Here is an 18,237-nt window from a genome sequence, read left to right as displayed (position 1 = left end):
ATGATACCAAAGGATCAGTATCCAAGTGATGTAAAAATTCTTCGAGTCGTTTCCATTAACGTAAATGGCTTGCGTTCTTCAGTGACGAAAGGCTTACTTGAATGGTTAGAACAATCAGATGCCGATGTCGTATGCATGCAGGAAAGCCGCATTACCCATGAACAATGGACTGAAAAATTTAGACCCGAAGGATGGCATACCCATCTCTTTCCAGCAGAGCGTGCAGGCTACGCAGGAACTGCCATATATAGCCGCTTACCCTTTGTCTCTGTTAAAGACGGTTTAGGATTTGAATTGGCTGACAGTCAAGGCCGCTTTATTTCTGCTGAATTCGATTTAGGTTTGTCACATCCGGTACATATTGCGTCATTATACTTACCTTCAGGCTCAAGTGGTGAAGAAGCGCAAGCACGTAAAGATTTATTTTTAGGTGAATACGCAAAAATCTTGAAACAATGGCGTGATGAAAATAAGTCAGTCATCATTTGTGGTGACTACAACATTGTTCATAAACGAATTGATATTAAAAACTGGTCAGGTAACCAAAAATCATCTGGTTGTTTACCACATGAGCGTGCATGGCTTGATCATATTTATGATGAACTTGGCTATGTTGATACCTTCCGTGTAGTTCGCGCAGAAGCAGAACTTTATTCATGGTGGTCAAATCGCGGTCAAGCTCGTGCAAAAAATGTAGGTTGGCGTATTGACTATCATGCATGCTCACCAGACTGGAAAGCGCGCACAACCAATGCATGGGTCTTTAAAGATCAATGGTTTAGCGACCATGCACCTGTTATTATTGACTATAAAATTCAAGAGTAAGTGAACAAGTGTTCACTTGCATTGTCGTTTTCGCTTACAGCATATGTCGTTTTTGAGTATTTTTCTTACACAGCTTTAACGGCATTATAGCTGCACGGCACAGGGAAGCAGTCAGGATGACGCAAAAGGATAGGACGCCGTAGGAAGATAAAATAAACTTATGATAAGTTTATTTGCAAGGATGTGACATTGGACGTTGAAATGAGACCCGCATGATCAGGATGATTAAATGCGGGTTTTCTCTTTTTCAGTCTCTTATTTTTTGCGCTAAGTTCTTTTAGTTTTAATTTCTTCTTATTAAGCTCATTATCGCTTTGTCTTATGACAATAACATGACACTTCTCTTTCGATTAATCATTATTTTTCATTTGTTTTAAAAGTATCTGTATAAAGTAGTGCTCACATGCATTTTGAGTTAGGCTGTGTGATCTCTCTTTTTGACATGGTCCGATAAAATGTTAAAAATTTATGGAATTAAAAACTGTAGTTCAATGAAAAAAGCATTTGATGCTTTGCAGGCTAAAGCGCTTAGCTACGATTTCCATGATTATAAAAAACAAGGCATCGATGCAGATACCTTAAAAATCTGGTTAAAAGAAATTGGGCAAGATACTGTTCTCAACAAAAAGGGAACGACTTGGCGCAAGCTTTCAGAAGAAGAACAAACTCGTGCTTTAAGCAGTGAAGATAACCTTATTGAAGCACTGATTGCTCAACCAAGTTTAATTAAAAGACCTGTTTTACAAACCTCAAAAGGTTTTGTTGTAGGTTTTGATGAATCTACCTATCAGAATATCCAAGCATAAAAAAACGAGCCAAATGGCTCGTTTTTTTTGAGGGCTTTTAGTTAGCGCGAATCCACGTTTGGTTACGACCAAGTGCAGAAACACCAATATAGCCACGCAATTTAAGCTTCTTACCGCCGTCTGTTAACTCACCTTTCAATTTGTAAGTTTTGCCAGATTTTGGATCTAAAATCGTACCGTTTTCATAACTATTGCCACCCACATTTTTCAAATTATGTACAATGGTGACACCTTTAAGCGGTTTGTTTTTGTACGGACCTTCACATTTTGTACAAGCGTTTTCTTCGCCTGGCGTCAAAATGTTTTGAATGCTAGCAGTTAAGGTTCCATCCTTCTGTTCCGTAAATTTAACTACGGCTTTTGGCTTGTTGGTCTGATCATCAATTGTTTTCCATACCGTTCCATTGAGTGTATCAGCCGCATTGGCAAATGCAGCCATACCAATGAGTCCTAAAGCTAAAGCAATCTTTTTCATTTTTGTAATATCCTTGGGTCTTTCAAGATTTTTAGTATTCAGAAGTCGCAAAGATATTGCAATTTTTGAATGTGACTGTTTCGTGTAACCTTGTAATCTTGCAAAATAAAATTTACAAGAAAACAAGAAACTAGCATAAAAATGGATGCTGTATGAATATATCAAATGTTTGGAAATATTACTTTACAGAAACTTTTCTTAAAACAACAATTCGCAAGCCAAGTCAGCTCAATTTGCCGGCTACCGCCTTACGTCCCGTTCTAGATCAGATGTGTCGTGCTTTCCCTCGACAAAAAAATGTTTCTGTACGCCCAATTCGGTTAGCAGGCATTAAAGGTGAAGAAATCAAACCACAAGATTCTGCCACTCAACTGATTTTTCACATTCATGGCGGCGCTTTTTTTCTTGGTAGTGTCAAAACACATCATGCTTTCATGACGGATTTAGCTGCCCGCACCCAAATGCAGGTTATTCATGTGGACTATCCGCTTGCACCTGAGCACCCCTATCCTGATGCAACTGAAGCTCTATATGACATCTATCAATCTTTAGTGGTACAAGGCATTCAGCCTAAAGATATTATTTTGTCAGGTGATTCATGCGGAGCAAATTTAGCGCTAGCACTTTGCTTACGTTTAAAAGAACAACCTGAGCTCATGCCAAGTGGCCTGATTTTGCTATCTCCATTTTTAGATTTAACCCTAACCAGCGAGTCTCTTCGGTTTAATAAAAAACATGATGCCCTATTGTCTATTGAAGCCCTACAAACAGGAACTCAATATTATATAGGCAATCAGATCGCGGCCGATGATCCACGTGTTTCACCTATTTTTGATGACTTGCACGGCCTACCACCCACCTTAGTTCAGGTGGGCTCTAAAGAAATATTATTAGACGACGCCAAACGTTTTAGAGAAAAAGCAGAAGAAGCTGGTGTTAAAGTTCAATTCAAACTTTATACAGGCATGTGGCATAACTTCCAGATGTTTAATGCATGGTTTGATGAGGCTAAACAAGCATTGGCAGATATTGCTGAATTTGCTCACGAACTCGATAAAACTTAATTTATCTATGAATGATGTGAACGGTGAATAAAACTTTTCACATCATTTACTTTATAAAAAGTGATCATGTATAAATTGAAAATCATGTTATGTTTAAAATATAAATTATTTAAACAATCCAATTTTAGGATGGTCCAACAAAGAGGCATCTATATTTAGGAGCCCTTACTTATTATGAAAAGTCGTTTAATCACTCATCTAATACATAGAATAAAACAGGTGATAATCGATTTCATCCACAATAATCACATCATTAACTGGACGCCATTACAAAAGAGCGCCCTGATGCTCACACTTGCCTGTGCAATGAATTTCAGTTGGATTTTATGGAAAGGCTATATTCTCATTACCCCTAGTGTCTGGCAATGGACACACTTACCTTTAGTTGAGTCGCAACTCTGGCTCAATTTATTAACCTTATTTTTATTGGCTCTTTTGATTATCCCCTGCTATCGCTACAAAAATGATGAATGGGCTCAACGAATTATTCCTTTAGTGAGTGTGCAATTTTTTACGCTCATGCTATGCCACGATGGATATTTAATTGGCAGTATTAGCCCCGCTACCATGGTGGGTTATGTCGGTACCATTGGTGTCGGTCTGGTGTTATTTGACCGAAAAATTGTTTATAGCGCTTTCGTACCTGCGACAATTATTTTAACTGTATCTACTTATTTAAGTATGAAAGGTGCTTTGCCTTATGCGCCTTTATTTAATCTGATTGCTATGCAACGTGCCCAAACTAATCCATTTTGGTTAGGAAGCATGGCATTTTTTATTATGCCTATTTTGTTGGCCTGTTTTATTTTATTTGAAATATTACTGACCCAATGGCGTCAGCGAGAAACCTATATTCAACGCTTAAGCCAAATCGACCCATTAACGAATGTATTAAATAGGCGGAGTTTAAACACGCATTTAGAATCAATGCACCAACAGCAATTTGAATATGCGGTGGTACTTCTTGATATCGATCATTTTAAAAAAATTAATGATATATACGGACATCACCAAGGTGATCAGGTCTTAATAGAAATCGCTCAATGTCTTTCTGAAAATTTGCGTAATGAAGATATTATTGGTCGATTTGGTGGAGAGGAATTTATTTTACTACTCCCCCATACCGATATTATTCAAGCAGAAAAAATTGCTGAGCGTTGTCGTCATGCTTTGCAAGAATTACCTGTTTGTAGCACTCAAAATAATCCCATTCATATTAGTGCAAGTTTTGGAATAAGCTGTTCAGCTTTTGCACAAGACCCTTATCTTGTTATTCGGCAGGCAGACCAAGCACTTTATGCGGTAAAAGCTTCAGGACGTAATCAGGTACGTACATTTCATCAAACTGAAGTTCTTAATACACTATGATTTTTTTAGTTTTGCCAAACTCACGAGTTGCTGCAAAAGCTCTTGCTGACTAAAAGCACCCGTTAAACGCAAAGCGCGAATTTCTTTTTGCTCTGGGCTTAAAAATAGATAAGTCGGTGGCCCCAAAATATTCCATTGCTTGAGTAGAGCTTCATGTGACTGATCATAATGACTCAAATCAAGCTTAATTAAATAGTAAGGTGCGAGAGCTGTCTGAACTTCTGGTGCTTTTAAAATACGATGCTCGATCGGTTGGCAAGCAACACACCAATCTGCATATACATCAACCACAATAGCCCGATCAGTAGGTGCTGCTGCTAAAATCTTTTGGAAGTCTGCCGCGCTAGTCGCAACATGCCACTCGGCCATGTGCTCGGAACTTTGCAAATTTCGATTTTGAATATGTTGATATTGGTTATAGGCTACAAAAGGGGTAACGATTAATAATAAGATCGCATAGAGCCACTGTAGCTGCCCTTTTTTCCAAAAAAACTGATAAACAGCATAGGCTATAAAAGCAAGGCCTAGCACTAAACTAAGTACTTGCATGCCCCAATCTGGCAATAAAGGACGAATAAAGTAGAGGCTTAAACCCAACATCAGAAAAGCAAAAATCACTTTAATCTGATGCATCCAGTCTCCCGCTTTAGGCAAGAATTTGGCCCCTAAAATACTTGCCAGTAACAACGGAATTCCCATTCCAAAACCTAGGCAAAATAAAAGCAAAGCCCCTTGCCATTGGTTTTGTGTTTGAGAAATAAATAATAAAGTTCCAGCGAGAGGTGCAGTCATACAAGGACCGACCAAAAGTGCAGAAACCACACCCATGACTCCCGCACCAACTAAAGTGCCGCCTTGTTGCATCGACTGAATACGGTCAAGTCGGTTTAACCATGTTTGCGGTAAACGAATTTCAAACAAGCCAAATAAGTTCAGAGCAAAGATAATAAACAACAAACTAAAAGCAATTAAAGTCGCAGGCTGTTGTAACCAGCGTTGAAAATTTAAGCCTGCTGAAGAAGCAATTAAACCCAAGCCTGCATAGACTAATGCCATGCTGCAAACAAAAGTAAGTGCAATGGCCCAAGCCTTTAGACCTTTATGTTCTCGAATAATTAATGAAGTTAAAATAGGCAGCATCGGTAAAGAACATGGTGTAAATGCGAGCAGCATGCCTAAACCGAGAAATAATAAAATTCCATACCAAAGCGAGTGTTCAATTAACTTAGCTGACCAAATCTGATCTTGTGCAATTTGTGGCTCTGAATCTGTAGATGAGTCTATTACTGGCTCTTTACTCTGCTCTTTTTCTAAAAGTTTTGAATCTGAAGAAGTGTCGGATTGGGTATTTGCCAAATCTAGCAATCGTTTTGGCACTGTTCCCGCTTGGTTTTGCACACCAACCAAACCATCTGCATCGGTTTGAAACTCAATCGTTTGTGGCGGATAACAAATACGGTCTTTGGCGCAGCCCTGCCAAGTCACACTATAGTGCTCTGAAGGCTTTGTCTTAATTTGGAAATTAACTTGATGGTAGTAAACCTGACTTTGCCCATAATTTTCATCATATTGAGCAATCGCTTTAGGTAATTTTAAAGCTAAAGGTTGAGTACCTTGTTGTACGGTAAATTTATGCTGATATAAATAATAATTTGGCTGAATCTGCCAAGATAAACTCGCCGTATGCGACTCAGAAGATTCAACCGAAAATGAAAAAGCCTGTTCGGGAGAGAGCAACTTATCTTGCGCAGCAGCCAACTGGCTAAACACACAAACAGCAACTGCTAGAAAATAAAGAATTCCCTGATGAATAAGCTTTTTCATTAACATAAATTTAAATTGCTTCGATTAGAACAAGAACGCCACGCCTAAGCCACCATTGTAGCTCTTGTCTTGACCCTCTAAATCCACCCCAATACTTGCGTCAAGCTGAGTACGATTATTTACGGCGTACACTAAACCTGTACCTAAACCGTATTCATAGTCTTGGCTTTCAGCTTTACGGTAAATGAATTCAGAATATCCAGAAAGTTTACCAGCGATCTTATAGTTGATTGCTGGAATTGCAGTCACAGCCCAATTACTGTTTTGCACTTCGTAACGCATGGTAATTGAAGTATCAATCAAGTCATCATACTTATAAGCCACTGCTGAGCTTAGGCTATAAATATCATCATGCGCAGTAAATTCATCATTACCAGTTGCAATGACAGCCTGAGCTAACACAGCCATTGATAAGTTGTCATCATCTAGATCAATTGCTTTTTTCAAACCGATGCTTACATCACCAAAACCTGAATTGTCAGTTTTTTTGCCAGCACGTTTGGTTTGAGTCCATGCTGGACCTTGCCACCCTAATTGTAATTCTAAGCCATCAGCCAAACCTGTACGGAATAGCATATCCTCATTTACAGTTACGGTCTTTTCTTTAACGCCATCGACAGTCGACTCTGTATAAGTCGCACTAGGTAAACCTTGTTCCCAAGCTAACTTACCCACTGGTGTAATACCTGTTCCGAAGCCTGCTCCAGGACGGTCAAAGGAAAACTCTGCGGCGAAAGTACTTCCAGCAGCAACAGTTGTAAGGGCAAAAGTTAAAATTTGTACTATTTTCATTTTAATATCCAATCAAGTAGTTAATTCTTTCGTCATTTTAGCCCCATGACGGCGCAATAATTCTAATGTTTCACGCTCTTCTTCAAGCGATTCTGACCAATCTATTTCATCAAAATCACAATCAAAGAACAACTGACTGATTGAAGATAAAATGGTGAGTCCTTCTTCATCACGAGAGTTTGGATCAACTTTTTCATCGAGTAAACGTTGAACAGCTGGAGCACATGCCGAGCTTGCAGCATCCCATAACGGACCGTAAAACTCTTCTGCATCCCAAAGGTGTACATTGGCTTTAGCTTGAATTAGAGCTTCAAGAATATCGAGGTAAACTTGTAACGATTGTTGCTTCTCTTCTTTTGATAATGGTGTACCAGCTTCATAAGCTTCCGATACATTTTCCCACCATTTAAAAATTCCGTCACAGATAATTGATACAGGTGGCCCTTGCTCCGGATCAATAAAGTTCGGATCAAGTCCGTCAGCAAGTAATTTCTGCACTTGCGCGAGTTCTAATTCTTCTATGGCTTTAATTAAAGCTTGCTGCTGGGTGGTTAACATGACCATCTCTCAAAAATATATTAGGGCTATTATGCCTAATCTCATCTCCAGATTTTAGAGGTTGATTGCATCGCATTGCAAACCTAATGTTGTGAATAGTTTATTTTCATCAAATATAAAAAAAGCCCCGAAGGGCTTTTTAGCATTTTCAATTAAACTTCATCATCAATGAATTCTGGTTGCCCACCTCTCGGGTGTTCTTTTTTCTCAAAAGTATGTTCGAGGCTACGTTTTAATTTTTCAATCGCGCCATGGATTGAAGCGTCAATATTTCCTGCCTTATGGTGAACTGCAACTGGTTTCAAACCTGAAGGACGTGCTTCAATCATACAGTGGATATCTTTGTCACCACTTTTGTCCCCATTTTCATCACTAAAATGAACCGAGAAATGCGTAATACGTTCGCTGTGACGTTGGAATTCTTGAGTAAGTTCTGTACGTACATAAGTAATTAAACGTTCACTATTATGGATGTTTTTATCTGTGCGGATTTCAATATTCATAAATACCATCCTTTCTTTCTTACTGTGGAACTTTTCTATGCAAAACTTTTTTATGTTGGCATGTTTTAAGCATGCATGAACTGACTTCAATTGTACATTTTGATGGTGTAATGGTTTGTTATCTCCTGACTTAAACGTACTGGTTTTAATTTATTTTGAAGATCTTCATATCTTCAATATCAGTCCATCTATAAAAATATGCAAGCTGATTTTTTAAATTTTTATGAAAAATTGAACAAAAGGAGAGCAATCGTGTCCAAATCTTATCTATCTGGAGCCGAGCTCATTGAGCAAATTCAAAAGTCTCCTTATTCACGTGATTTGATCGGTTATCACGGACAGCCTCCACAGGTGAAATGGCCTAACAATGCCAAGATTGCAGTGCAATTTGTTCTTAATTATGAAGAAGGTGGCGAAAAACATATTGAGCACGGCGATGATGGCTCAGAACAGTTTTTATCGGAGATTATTGGTGCAGCAAGTTACCCAGCTAAACATATGTCGATGGACTCGATGTACGAATATGGTTCGCGTGCTGGTTTTTGGCGCATTCATAATGAGTTCCAAAAGCGCAAACTTCCAATGACCATTTTTGGGGTTGCAATGGCACTTGTCCGCAATCCTTATATTGTGGAAGCGATTAAACAAGCTGATTATGATGTGGTTTCTCATGGTTATCGTTGGCTTCACTATCAAGATACCGATATTGAAGTTGAAAAACAGCATATGGAACAAGCTTTATCTGTCTTAGAAAACTTGTTTGGAAATAAAGTGATAGGTTGGTACACCGGACGCGACAGCCCCAATACCCGTCAGTTACTTGCAGAGTTCCCACAAATTCAATACGACTCTGATTATTATGGCGATGATCTACCTTTTTGGACGACTCTCACCAATGCTGCGGGTGCATCACGTCCTCATCTAATTATTCCTTATACCTTGGAATGTAACGACATGAAATTCTGCTCACCAGGCGGATTTAATAGTTCAGAACAGTTTTTTCAATATTTAAAAGATAGTTTTGATGTGCTGTATGCAGAGGGAGAAACTGCACCAAAAATGATGTCGATTGGAATGCACTGCCGTATTTTAGGGCATCCGGGTCGTTTTAAAGCACTACAAAAATTTCTCGACTATATTCAAATGCACGATCGTGTCTGGATATGTAGTCGTCAAGATATTGCTGAACATTGGTATAAAAATCACATAACTAAATAATTGATTTTTAATTTTCCAAATTAATAAGCAAATCATGAACCCCTCTTGGCACTGTTATTGCTAAAACTCTATATCACGACAATGAGTTTAGGAATAACAGTGTTTTTAGCCGAGTTTAATCAAGCCCCACCCGAACAACTCAAGACTTTGTTAAAAAACTGTGTCCACATTCCCGCATGGGCCGAGAAAATCATCTCAGAACGCCCTTATTCAACAAGAGCATCTCTTTTAGATCATGCAGACAATTTAAGTCAAATGTGGTCATGGCAAGACATTGAAACTGCTTTAGCAACCCACCCAAAAATTGGTGAAAGACAAGCAAAAAAGCAACTCAATGCAAAAGAGCAACATTTTTCAAATCAGGAACAAGCTGGCATTTCTTTAGATGAACAAACGCAACAAGCGCTGCTACAAGGCAACCTCGATTATGAACAAAAATTTGGCTTTATTTTTTTAATTAAAGCAGCGGGCCTTAGTAGCGATGAGATTTTAAAAAAACTACATGAACGTTTACAACATGACTTAGCTATCGAAAAAGTAATTGTACATGAGCAACTCGCAGCGATTGCTCTATTACGTCTATCTCAGGAAATACAAGCATGATCAGCACTCATATTTTAGATACGAATTTAGGCAAACCAGCTGCACACGTAGAAGTGAAGTTGTTTCATGCAGAAACCCATGAGCTGATTGCGACCGCAACCACTAACCCAGACGGTCGAGTTGGTGACTTTGGAATAAAGGACTTTGAAAAAGGTGCTTATCAACTTGAATTTGAAATTGCGCCTTATTTTTCATCTCAGCAAATCAAAACTTTTTTCCCGCGTGTTTGTATTCAATTTTTTATAGAAGACGTCAATCAGCATTATCACATTCCTTTACTGATCAGCCCGTTTGCTTACTCCACTTATCGCGGTAGTTAATTCAAATATAAATAGGAGAAAAATATGAATCATCAGCAAAAAAATGCGATTTCTCCAGAGCATGAATATTTAGGAATTTCCAAAAGTTTTGCTTACGGCTTACAGCATGTGCTGACCATGTATGGGGGCATTGTTGCCCCGCCACTCATTATTGGAACAGCCGCTGGATTAAGCTCAGCACAAGTCGGAATGTTGATTGCAGCAGCCCTATTTGTAGGCGGATTAGCAACACTAATTCAAACCATTGGAACCAAATATCTAGGCGCAAAATTACCTTTAGTTCAGGGTGTGTCTTTCGCAGGTGTTGCAACTATGGTTGCCATCATCACTACAGGTGGCGGCTTACCTGCTGTGTATGGTGCGGTGATTGTCGCATCTCTGATTGGACTATGCCTTGCACCTTACTTTTCAAAAATTATTCGTTTTTTCCCACCCGTTGTGACCGGATGCGTCATCACGATTATTGGACTATCTCTTTTACCCGTTGCGATTCGCTGGATGATGGGAGGTAACAACAAAGCACCGGATTGGGGGAGCGTAGAAAATATCTCTTTAGCCTTACTGACCTTAGGCATTGTGATTATTCTAAATATGCTGCCGCAAGCAAGCATTCGCCGCTTATCAATTTTGTTGGCTATTGTTGCTGGTACCACCCTCGCCTACTTTATGGGTTTTGGTGATTTTACTCAGGTGAGCTCAGGCGCATGGCTGCAATTTCCACACCTATTTGCATTTGGTTTGCCGACTTTCGAGCTTAGTGCAATCTTGTCGATGTTGATTGTGACGCTAGTCATTATGACGGAAACCACAGCCGATATTATTGCTGTCGGAGACATTGTAGGAACTGAAGTAGATGCTAAACGTATTGCCAATGGTGTTCGTGCAGATATGTTTTCAAGTGCTTTTGCACCTATCTTTGGTTCGTTCATGCAAAGCGCTTTTGCCCAAAATGTTGGACTGGTTGCAATTACCGGCATCAAAAGCCGTTTTGTCGTGGCAGCAGGCGGTGTGATTCTGATTATTTTGGGGTTACTCCCTATTATGGGGCGTTTGATTGCCGCGATTCCAATGCCTGTACTTGGTGGTGCAGGTTTGGTCTTATTTGGATCGGTTGCAGCGAGTGGAATTCGCACTTTGGCAAAAATAGATTATAACGATCAGAAAAATTTAATTATTGTAGCGACCGCTTTATCGGCAGGAATGATCCCAATTATTAATCATGAGTTTTATGCTCATTTTCCAGTTTGGGTACAAACTTTATTCCATTCTGGCATTAGCTCAACATGTATTTTTGCTATCTTATTGAATTTATTATTTAATCATTTCCCCACATTTCGCAGCTCGCGTACCCCGCATTTAAGCCAAACAATAAAGACACAAAACCCACATTAATCTTTTAGTTTTTAGCGCCCCACTTCGGTGGGCATTTTTTTAACCGTTGATCAAATTTGGCTTCATTTTTGCTTAAGACACTGTATCCTTAGCGTGCTTTATTTGGGGGGAGATCATTTAAATGCAATTAAAGCAACTTGCGGCGACTTGTGCCTTGTTATCTGCAACTGCCATGGTTCAGGCAAAACCAATCTGGCAAGATTTTAGCGTGACTGGACTTTATGGTGAAAACTATGAAGTTGTAGATGACAAAGAAACCACGATTACTTTGGAATATGCGGCGAAAGTTAAATATGCTGATGTGTTTTTCTTCATGGACCACATGCGTGGTGAAGACGATCATAAAAGTACATATTTTGAGTTATCACCACGTTTAAGCTTAGGCGAAGTGTCAGGCAAAAAACTGGCGTATGGTCCGATCAAAGATGTACTGATTAGTACTACTTGGGAGGGCAATAGGGAAAACGGTAACAACTTCAACAATTTCTTGTATGGTTTTGCAGTTGACTTAAATATCCCATATTTCCAATATGCAAATTTAAACTTCTACCGTGCGGATAATGACAAGACCGACGACGATTATCAAATGACATTCGTTTATGGCATTCCATTTAAAATCGCATCTGAAGATTTCTTGGTAGATGGTTTCCTTGACTGGTCAACTGCTGAGGGCGATCATGCCAGCGAGTTGAACTGGACAACACAATGGAAATGGAATGTAGGTAAGCACATTTCTCCTGACACACGTTTATACCTCGGTATTGAGCACTCTGTGTGGAATAACAAATTCGGTATTAAAGGTGCAGACGAAAATAACGTCAGTGCTTTGGTTAAATACCACTTCTAAAATTATGATTTAGAAGATTAAACAGCAAGGAAAATTCCTTGCTGTTTTTGTTTTAATCGAGTGGATTACCCACAATATTGCTAATAATCCCCTGCATAATATGTCCGCCTTGTTCACGGCGTAATTCTGCATACCACGCTTGTGTAACCGATTCATCTTTCATATGGGTCACATCACAGCGTTTACGCGCACGAAGTACCAATTCATTTGCACGTTCATTGCGCTTATTTTGATAGCGACGTAAAGCATCTTCGACACCTAAAGTGTTAATTTGCAAAGAACGCGCTAAATAAATCGCATCTTCCATCGCTTGGCAACCGCCTTGACCAATATCAGGTGTGGTGCTGTGTGCAGCATCACCTAAAATTACCACACGACCTTTATAAAACTGAGTAAACGGTTCAATGTCATGGATTTCTACCCGATTGGTCTTTTGCGGGTCTAAACGTTCAATGAGTTGCTGTACTGGCAAACACCAATCAGCAAAATATTGTTTTAAAAGTTTTTTATAGTCATCTCGATTATTGTCTAGACCTACTGGCAAAGGTACATCTAAAAAGAAATAGAACTTACCATCTGCAACCGGCATTAAAGAAGCTCGCTTGCCCTCTCCCACATAAGTTGTCCATTGCTGAGCTGGAGCTAAATCTTCAGATATTTCAACCAGGCCATTCCAGTTCACATAACCCGCATAACGGCGCTGTACTTGTTGGCCCAAAACATAGGTCCGTGTAAGTGAGTGAGTACCGTCAGCCCCAATTAATAGATCAGCCTGCGTTGAACTGCCATCTGCAAAATGGACCTCAACATAATCAGCTTTGTCTTGAAGGCTGACCATTTTTTTACCTAAATAAATCTGATCTCTGCCAAATTCATCCATCAGCATATTTTGTAAATCGGCACGTGCAACTGGATAAGGTCTTTGGCCTACTTCTTCAATTAATGGTAGTAAACTGAATTGTGTCATCACATCTCCAGTTAAACCATCCACATAGGCCAAATCATCCATTTGTCCACCAAGTTTGGCGATTTTGTCAGTTAATCCTAGATAGTTTAGACATTTGACACCATTCGACCACAGCGAAATTGCAGCACCAACTGGAAGAATCTTTTCAGTTTGCTCAAAAATACGAACTTGGTGACCAAATTTTTTTAATGCAATGCCTGTGGTTAGACCTCCCATTCCCGCACCAATAATCACCACATTCATAACACGCTCCTATAGATATTCACCTATAGAGTGCTTATGCTAAAAACATGCCATCCTTCAAAATTTATTTAGCTTTTCCACAAAACTGGCATGCACCATGCTTATATATTTACGTGTAAAACTCGTCTCAGCACGCTCCGTGTTGGCGCAGTTTTAAATGAAAAATCATGTTTTTAACAAGAAATACGGATAATCTACTATGGCAACATTGCACGCCCCAGCATTTGAACTTCCTGAAATTTTGAATACGAAAACCAATTTGGTAGATGCCCGAATTGGTGCACAAGTCATTGAGTGTTCAGATGATTTCTTTGCAGAAGCAAAGCGTATGCTGCAATTTGATGCACCTATTTTTGTTGAAGATAAATTTGATGACAACGGCAAATGGATGGACGGTTGGGAAACGCGTCGTAAGCGTCACGCAGGCTATGACTGGTGCATTGTGAAGCTTGGTGTAAGTGGAAAAATCAGTGCACTCGATATTGATACCAGCTTTTTTACAGGAAATTATCCTGCATCTGCATCATTAGAAGCATGTTATGCACCAAATGATGACCTTACAGGGGCAAAATGGGAGAGTCTTTTAGGAAATACGGAACTCGGCCCAAGCCAGCATCATATTTTTATGGTCAATAATGATGCACTTTTCACTCATATACGCCTCAATATTTTCCCAGATGGTGGTATTGCCCGTTTACGAGTTTATGGAGACGTTCATATTCAGGTGACTGATAGTGAGCAAACTCTCGATTTATTAGCTCTAGAAAATGGTGGCCGCGTAGTTGCCTATAGCGATGCTCATTTCGGACATCCGCGTAATTTGATTAACCCTGGCCGTGGCGTGAACATGGGCGATGGATGGGAAACCAAACGCCGCCGAGCACCCGGTTATGACTGGTGTATTCTTGCGTTGGGTAAAAGCGGAAAAATTGAGAAGCTTGAAATTGATACGGCTCACTTTAAAGGCAATTTCCCTGCCCAAGTATCCATACAAGCGGTTTACCTTGAAAATGCAACTGATGCACAGCTAATTCCACAAAGTATGTTCTGGTCTTATTTACTTGAAGCTCAACCAATGCAAATGGACCATATTCATGAATATGTGAATGAGATTTTACAGCATGAAAAAATCTCCCATATTCGTATTAACATGATTCCGGATGGTGGAATTAGCCGCGTTCGTTTATGGGGAAAAATTGCCAAGTCATGATCATGAATAATGTCCAAATTCAGCCTTTAACAATTGAGAACTTTCAGCCCTTCGGAGAGGTCATTTGTTGTGACGGGCATGACTTTTTTCATATTAATGATGCCCACACCGAACGCTACCATGCGCTCGTCCAAACTGAGATTGAGGGGGAAGCAAACGCAGGAATTAGTATTTTTCGTAATATTAAAGCCAGTGTATTGCCTCTGGAAATTTCAATGCTAGAACGTCATCCGAAAGGCTCTCAGGCATTTATTCCACTACAGCAACAAAAGTTTTTAATTATTGTGGCACCTGCTTTAGACGAGAATACTCCCGACATTTCAAAGCTATGTGCATTTGTTTCAAATGGAAAGCAAAGTATCAATTATCGGGCAGGCACTTGGCATCATCCTTTGCTTACCTTTGAAGCACCGAGTGATTTTGTAGTAGTGGATCGAATTGGAGCAGGAGCGAATTGTGATGTTTTTCAATTTCCATTTGCGATAAAAATTACGGCCTAAATTAAAATATACAGATCTGTCTATTTTAATTTAATGGCAGAACCCATTGTGGTAATTTCCAACAATTTAGATTTACATAAAAAATCCCCGCCTATATAAGCGGGGATTTTTTTATTCTATTTTAAACAGTGATATCAGCTAAGTTACCCTTCTGCTCAAGCCACTGCTTACGATCTGCCGAACGTTTTTTGGCAAGTAACTTATCAAGTAAGCCCGCTGTAAAATGAGCATCATCTAGATCGAGCTGTACTAAACGACGAGTGTTTGGATCCATGGTCGTTTCACGTAGCTGGCTCGCGTTCATCTCACCCAGTCCTTTGAATCGGGTAATTTGCGGATTACGATTGCCTTTCACATTTTTCAAGATGACTTCCAGCTCATCATCATCAAGCGCGTAATGGACATCTTTACCAATGTCGATACGGAACAAGGGTGGCATTGCTACAAACAGATGACCTTCCTCAACCAATGTAGGAAAGTGTTTAACGAATAAAGCACATAATAAGGTCGCAATATGTAAACCATCCGAGTCAGCATCGGCCAAAATACAGATTTTGCCATAACGCAGCTCTGATAAATCATCACTACCTGGGTCTACGCCAATGGCAATCGCAATATCGTGAACTTCTTGAGAAGCCAATACTTCATCTGAAGAAACTTCCCACGTATTTAAGATTTTTCCACGAATTGGCATGATGGCTTGAAAGTTTTTATCACGTGCTTGCTTGGCACTACCACCTGCTGAGTCACCCTCGACAATGAATAGCTCAGTGTCTTCACGGGTTTGCCCAACACAGTCAGCCAATTTACCTGGTAAAGCAGGGCCAGAAACAATCTTTTTACGCTCAACTTTTTTAGCTGCTTTTAAACGACGACCTGCTTTAGAAATCGCCATTTCTGCCAGTTGCATGGCAATTTCAGCATGTTGGTTTAGCCAAAGTGAAAAAGCATCTTTGGCAATATTTAAAACAATATTAGATGCTTCTCGGCTAGAGAGACGCTCTTTGGTTTGACCTGAAAACTGCGGTTCTTGGAACTTGAGTGACAAAATATAGTTCACGCCATCCCAAACATCTTCTGCCGAAAGTTTAAGGTTACGTGGCAACAAGTTACGTAACTCACAGAACTCACGTAATGCTTCGGTTACCCCTGAACGTAAACCGTTCACATGAGTACCGCCTTGCGCGGTTGGAATCAGGTTGACATAACTTTCTTGAACCTGCTCACCACCTTCTACATTCCAGCAAATCGCAAACTCACATGCCGCACGATCTGCCTGACCATTACTCACAAAAGCAGGATTTGGCAAAATTTCGCGGTCTTGCAATTCATCCATCAAATAATCGACGAGGCCATTTTCAAATTGCCATTCGATTTTTTCATCGTTAATTTGATCGATATAGATAATTTTTAAACCAGCGGCTAAAACAGCTTTGGCTTTTAAATTATGTTTTAGGGCTTTTAAAGCAAATTTCGGACTATCAAAATATTTGGTTTCTGGCCAAAAATGTACTGTTGTACCTGTCGCGCGTTTTGGAGCTTTACCTTCGAGAACAGCCAAAGGTGCAACGGGTTCACCTTGCTCAAACGCCATTTGGTATAGGTTACCCTGACGTTGGACTTCGACCTCAACACGTGTTGATAAAGCATTTACAACTGAAATTCCCACGCCATGCAAACCACCAGAAAACTGGTAATTATCGGTACTAAATTTACCGCCAGCATGGAGCTTGGTCAAAATAATTTCAATACCACATTGACCATATTCAGGGTGAATATCAACCGGCATACCACGGCCGTTATCTTCAACCGACAAGGAACCATCTTTATAAACTGTGACACATATTTTGTCGGCATGACCCGCTAATGCTTCATCAACAGCATTATCAATAACTTCCTGAGCTAAATGGTTAGGTCGAGTCGTATCGGTATACATCCCTGGACGACGACGAACAGGGTCTAAACCAGAAAGGACTTCAAGCGATTGAGCCGTATATTGTGTCACGTTGTACGTTTTCCTTATTTGATGGTGTGCGCAAAGAATTCGATCACTAACGGTAATTTTTCTTCAAAATCTTCCATAGCATGATTGCCATGAGCATCCGTCAAAATCAATGAGGATGGCGTTGCAGCACTATAATAGCGTTGTGCTTGACGATAATCCAAAATTTCGTCGCCTTGTTGCAACAAGACGAGTATTTTGTCGGCATTTTTAGGTTGTTTCAGTTCCAGTTGTTGTAACTGTCGCAACTGAACATGATCAATTGACCATTGATCATTCACCACATAGGGCATACTTTCAACTTGAAACAACTCATCAAACAACTTCCATGGTTGCATAGCAGGATTAATCAGTACAGCTGGAATATTATATTTCGCGACAAAATATGTCGCAAAAAAACCACCTAAACTACTACCAACCAATGCAACATCATCCAGACTTTCAATAAGTTCTGAAACTTGCTCAACCACCTGATCTGGAGATCTATTTAGGTTTGGCAAATGCACATCAATCCCTAATTCGCTACAATACTGCCTTAAGCTCAGTCCTTTAATCGAAAGAGAGCTACTATTAAAACCATGGAGGTAGATAATATTCATATATTTCCCTCTAAATTGAGACAAATTTCACAATTTTGTTCTCAGTTTGTATAGAAAAGCACAATTGTCAGACAAGAAAAACCACTCAACTAACCATTCATCAGTATTTTAAAAAAATGTG

Annotated in this window: 19 protein-coding genes; 11 read left to right on the top strand and 8 right to left on the bottom strand. The window is 39.7% G+C overall.

Going from position 1 to position 18,237, the window contains the following annotated elements:
- Both F935_RS16095 and F935_RS16090 read left to right on the top strand, forming a co-directional pair.
- Complete coding sequence (locus F935_RS16095; RefSeq protein ID WP_016139853.1) at positions 1 to 825, top strand: exodeoxyribonuclease III; 825 nt, start codon at positions 1 to 3, stop codon at positions 823 to 825.
- A gap of 455 nt (positions 826 to 1,280) precedes the next feature.
- Positions 1,281 to 1,631: an arsenate reductase gene (locus tag F935_RS16090; protein WP_016139852.1), complete on the top strand. Its 351-nt coding sequence runs from the start codon at positions 1,281 to 1,283 to the stop codon at positions 1,629 to 1,631.
- A gap of 37 nt (positions 1,632 to 1,668) precedes the next feature.
- Here the strand turns inward: F935_RS16090 and F935_RS16085 are convergent, their stop codons facing one another.
- On the bottom strand, positions 1,669 to 2,106 hold the full coding sequence (locus tag F935_RS16085; protein ID WP_016139851.1) for a DUF2147 domain-containing protein: 438 nt from the start codon (positions 2,104 to 2,106) through the stop codon (positions 1,669 to 1,671).
- A gap of 152 nt (positions 2,107 to 2,258) precedes the next feature.
- On the opposite strand from F935_RS16085, the gene F935_RS16080 reads away from it, so the two are divergent.
- Together F935_RS16080 and F935_RS16075 are read left to right on the top strand one after the other, a co-directional pair.
- Complete coding sequence (locus tag F935_RS16080) at positions 2,259 to 3,170, top strand: alpha/beta hydrolase (protein WP_016139850.1); 912 nt, start codon at positions 2,259 to 2,261, stop codon at positions 3,168 to 3,170.
- A 174-nt stretch (positions 3,171 to 3,344) separates the two neighbouring features.
- Positions 3,345 to 4,538 carry a GGDEF domain-containing protein gene (locus F935_RS16075; RefSeq protein WP_035366366.1) on the top strand — a complete coding sequence of 398 codons (1,194 nt, stop codon included), beginning with the start codon at positions 3,345 to 3,347 and terminating at the stop codon, positions 4,536 to 4,538.
- On the opposite strand, the gene dsbD is transcribed toward F935_RS16075, so the two are convergent.
- The 4 genes from dsbD to F935_RS16055 form a co-directional block, all read right to left on the bottom strand.
- Entirely contained in the window at positions 4,533 to 6,368 is a 1,836-nt protein-coding gene (dsbD, locus tag F935_RS16070) for a protein-disulfide reductase DsbD (protein ID WP_016139848.1), read from the bottom strand. The genes F935_RS16075 and dsbD overlap by 6 nt on opposite strands.
- Positions 6,369 to 6,386: 18 nt before the next feature.
- Positions 6,387 to 7,154 (bottom strand): transporter, encoded by a 768-nt coding sequence (locus tag F935_RS16065; RefSeq protein WP_016139847.1) that lies wholly within the window; start codon positions 7,152 to 7,154, stop codon positions 6,387 to 6,389.
- 12 nt (positions 7,155 to 7,166) lie between these two features.
- The gene (locus tag F935_RS16060; RefSeq protein ID WP_016139846.1) at positions 7,167 to 7,712 is read right to left on the bottom strand and encodes an ankyrin repeat domain-containing protein; all 546 of its coding nucleotides are present in this window, start codon (positions 7,710 to 7,712) and stop codon (positions 7,167 to 7,169) included.
- A 152-nt stretch (positions 7,713 to 7,864) separates the two neighbouring features.
- Positions 7,865 to 8,215, bottom strand: a complete 351-nt coding sequence (locus F935_RS16055; protein ID WP_016139845.1) for an HPF/RaiA family ribosome-associated protein — start codon at positions 8,213 to 8,215, stop codon at positions 7,865 to 7,867.
- Between the two features lie 252 nt (positions 8,216 to 8,467).
- Between F935_RS16055 and puuE the strand changes: the two genes are divergently transcribed.
- The 5 genes from puuE (at position 8,468) to F935_RS16030 (ending at position 12,595) form a co-directional block, all read left to right on the top strand.
- Positions 8,468 to 9,433 carry an allantoinase PuuE gene (gene puuE / locus F935_RS16050; RefSeq protein WP_016139844.1) on the top strand — a complete coding sequence of 322 codons (966 nt, stop codon included), beginning with the start codon at positions 8,468 to 8,470 and terminating at the stop codon, positions 9,431 to 9,433.
- A 99-nt stretch (positions 9,434 to 9,532) separates the two neighbouring features.
- Complete coding sequence (gene uraD, locus F935_RS16045; RefSeq protein ID WP_016139843.1) at positions 9,533 to 10,036, top strand: 2-oxo-4-hydroxy-4-carboxy-5-ureidoimidazoline decarboxylase; 504 nt, start codon at positions 9,533 to 9,535, stop codon at positions 10,034 to 10,036.
- Positions 10,033 to 10,356, top strand: a complete 324-nt coding sequence (uraH, locus tag F935_RS16040) for a hydroxyisourate hydrolase (RefSeq protein WP_016139842.1) — start codon at positions 10,033 to 10,035, stop codon at positions 10,354 to 10,356. Before uraD ends, uraH begins: the two co-directional genes overlap by 4 nt.
- Positions 10,357 to 10,380: 24 nt before the next feature.
- Positions 10,381 to 11,748, top strand: a complete 1,368-nt coding sequence (locus tag F935_RS16035) for a nucleobase:cation symporter-2 family protein (RefSeq protein ID WP_016139841.1) — start codon at positions 10,381 to 10,383, stop codon at positions 11,746 to 11,748.
- Between the two features lie 121 nt (positions 11,749 to 11,869).
- Positions 11,870 to 12,595: an outer membrane protein OmpK gene (locus F935_RS16030; protein WP_016139840.1), complete on the top strand. Its 726-nt coding sequence runs from the start codon at positions 11,870 to 11,872 to the stop codon at positions 12,593 to 12,595.
- Positions 12,596 to 12,647: 52 nt separating this feature from the next.
- Here the strand turns inward: F935_RS16030 and hpxO are convergent, their stop codons facing one another.
- On the bottom strand, positions 12,648 to 13,805 hold the full coding sequence (gene hpxO, locus F935_RS16025) for an FAD-dependent urate hydroxylase HpxO (RefSeq protein WP_016139839.1): 1,158 nt from the start codon (positions 13,803 to 13,805) through the stop codon (positions 12,648 to 12,650).
- Between the two features lie 199 nt (positions 13,806 to 14,004).
- Here hpxO and alc point away from each other — a divergent pair, with 199 nt between their 5' ends.
- Both alc and F935_RS16015 read left to right on the top strand, forming a co-directional pair.
- Positions 14,005 to 15,015: an allantoicase gene (gene alc, locus F935_RS16020; RefSeq protein ID WP_016139838.1), complete on the top strand. Its 1,011-nt coding sequence runs from the start codon at positions 14,005 to 14,007 to the stop codon at positions 15,013 to 15,015.
- Positions 15,012 to 15,515: an ureidoglycolate lyase gene (locus F935_RS16015; RefSeq protein WP_016139837.1), complete on the top strand. Its 504-nt coding sequence runs from the start codon at positions 15,012 to 15,014 to the stop codon at positions 15,513 to 15,515. The genes alc and F935_RS16015 overlap by 4 nt, the downstream gene beginning before the upstream one ends.
- Positions 15,516 to 15,636: 121 nt before the next feature.
- Here F935_RS16015 and parE read toward each other — a convergent pair whose 3' ends face one another.
- Together parE and F935_RS16005 are read right to left on the bottom strand one after the other, a co-directional pair.
- Positions 15,637 to 17,520 (bottom strand): DNA topoisomerase IV subunit B, encoded by a 1,884-nt coding sequence (parE, locus tag F935_RS16010; RefSeq protein WP_016139836.1) that lies wholly within the window; start codon positions 17,518 to 17,520, stop codon positions 15,637 to 15,639.
- 14 nt (positions 17,521 to 17,534) lie between these two features.
- Complete coding sequence (locus tag F935_RS16005) at positions 17,535 to 18,116, bottom strand: YqiA/YcfP family alpha/beta fold hydrolase (RefSeq protein ID WP_016139835.1); 582 nt, start codon at positions 18,114 to 18,116, stop codon at positions 17,535 to 17,537.
- Between the last annotated feature and the right edge of the window lie 121 nt (positions 18,117 to 18,237).

The organism is Acinetobacter calcoaceticus ANC 3811 (assembly GCF_000399665.1).
Classification (GTDB): domain Bacteria; phylum Pseudomonadota; class Gammaproteobacteria; order Pseudomonadales; family Moraxellaceae; genus Acinetobacter; species Acinetobacter calcoaceticus_B.
This window is presented reverse-complemented; position numbering and strand designations above follow the sequence as displayed.

Coding starts and splice junctions, on each gene's coding strand:
- F935_RS16095 (WP_016139853.1), top strand. CDS start 1: ATGATACCAAAGGATCAGTATCCAAGTGATGTAAAAATTCTTCGAGTC.
- F935_RS16090 (WP_016139852.1), top strand. CDS start 1,281: ATGTTAAAAATTTATGGAATTAAAAACTGTAGTTCAATGAAAAAAGCA.
- F935_RS16085 (WP_016139851.1), bottom strand. CDS start 2,106: ATGAAAAAGATTGCTTTAGCTTTAGGACTCATTGGTATGGCTGCATTT.
- F935_RS16080 (WP_016139850.1), top strand. CDS start 2,259: ATGAATATATCAAATGTTTGGAAATATTACTTTACAGAAACTTTTCTT.
- F935_RS16075 (WP_035366366.1), top strand. CDS start 3,345: ATGAAAAGTCGTTTAATCACTCATCTAATACATAGAATAAAACAGGTG.
- dsbD (WP_016139848.1), bottom strand. CDS start 6,368: ATGTTAATGAAAAAGCTTATTCATCAGGGAATTCTTTATTTTCTAGCA.
- F935_RS16065 (WP_016139847.1), bottom strand. CDS start 7,154: ATGAAAATAGTACAAATTTTAACTTTTGCCCTTACAACTGTTGCTGCT.
- F935_RS16060 (WP_016139846.1), bottom strand. CDS start 7,712: ATGTTAACCACCCAGCAGCAAGCTTTAATTAAAGCCATAGAAGAATTA.
- F935_RS16055 (WP_016139845.1), bottom strand. CDS start 8,215: ATGAATATTGAAATCCGCACAGATAAAAACATCCATAATAGTGAACGT.
- uraH (WP_016139842.1), top strand. CDS start 10,033: ATGATCAGCACTCATATTTTAGATACGAATTTAGGCAAACCAGCTGCA.
- F935_RS16035 (WP_016139841.1), top strand. CDS start 10,381: ATGAATCATCAGCAAAAAAATGCGATTTCTCCAGAGCATGAATATTTA.
- F935_RS16030 (WP_016139840.1), top strand. CDS start 11,870: ATGCAATTAAAGCAACTTGCGGCGACTTGTGCCTTGTTATCTGCAACT.
- hpxO (WP_016139839.1), bottom strand. CDS start 13,805: ATGAATGTGGTGATTATTGGTGCGGGAATGGGAGGTCTAACCACAGGC.
- alc (WP_016139838.1), top strand. CDS start 14,005: ATGGCAACATTGCACGCCCCAGCATTTGAACTTCCTGAAATTTTGAAT.
- F935_RS16015 (WP_016139837.1), top strand. CDS start 15,012: ATGATCATGAATAATGTCCAAATTCAGCCTTTAACAATTGAGAACTTT.
- F935_RS16005 (WP_016139835.1), bottom strand. CDS start 18,116: ATGAATATTATCTACCTCCATGGTTTTAATAGTAGCTCTCTTTCGATT.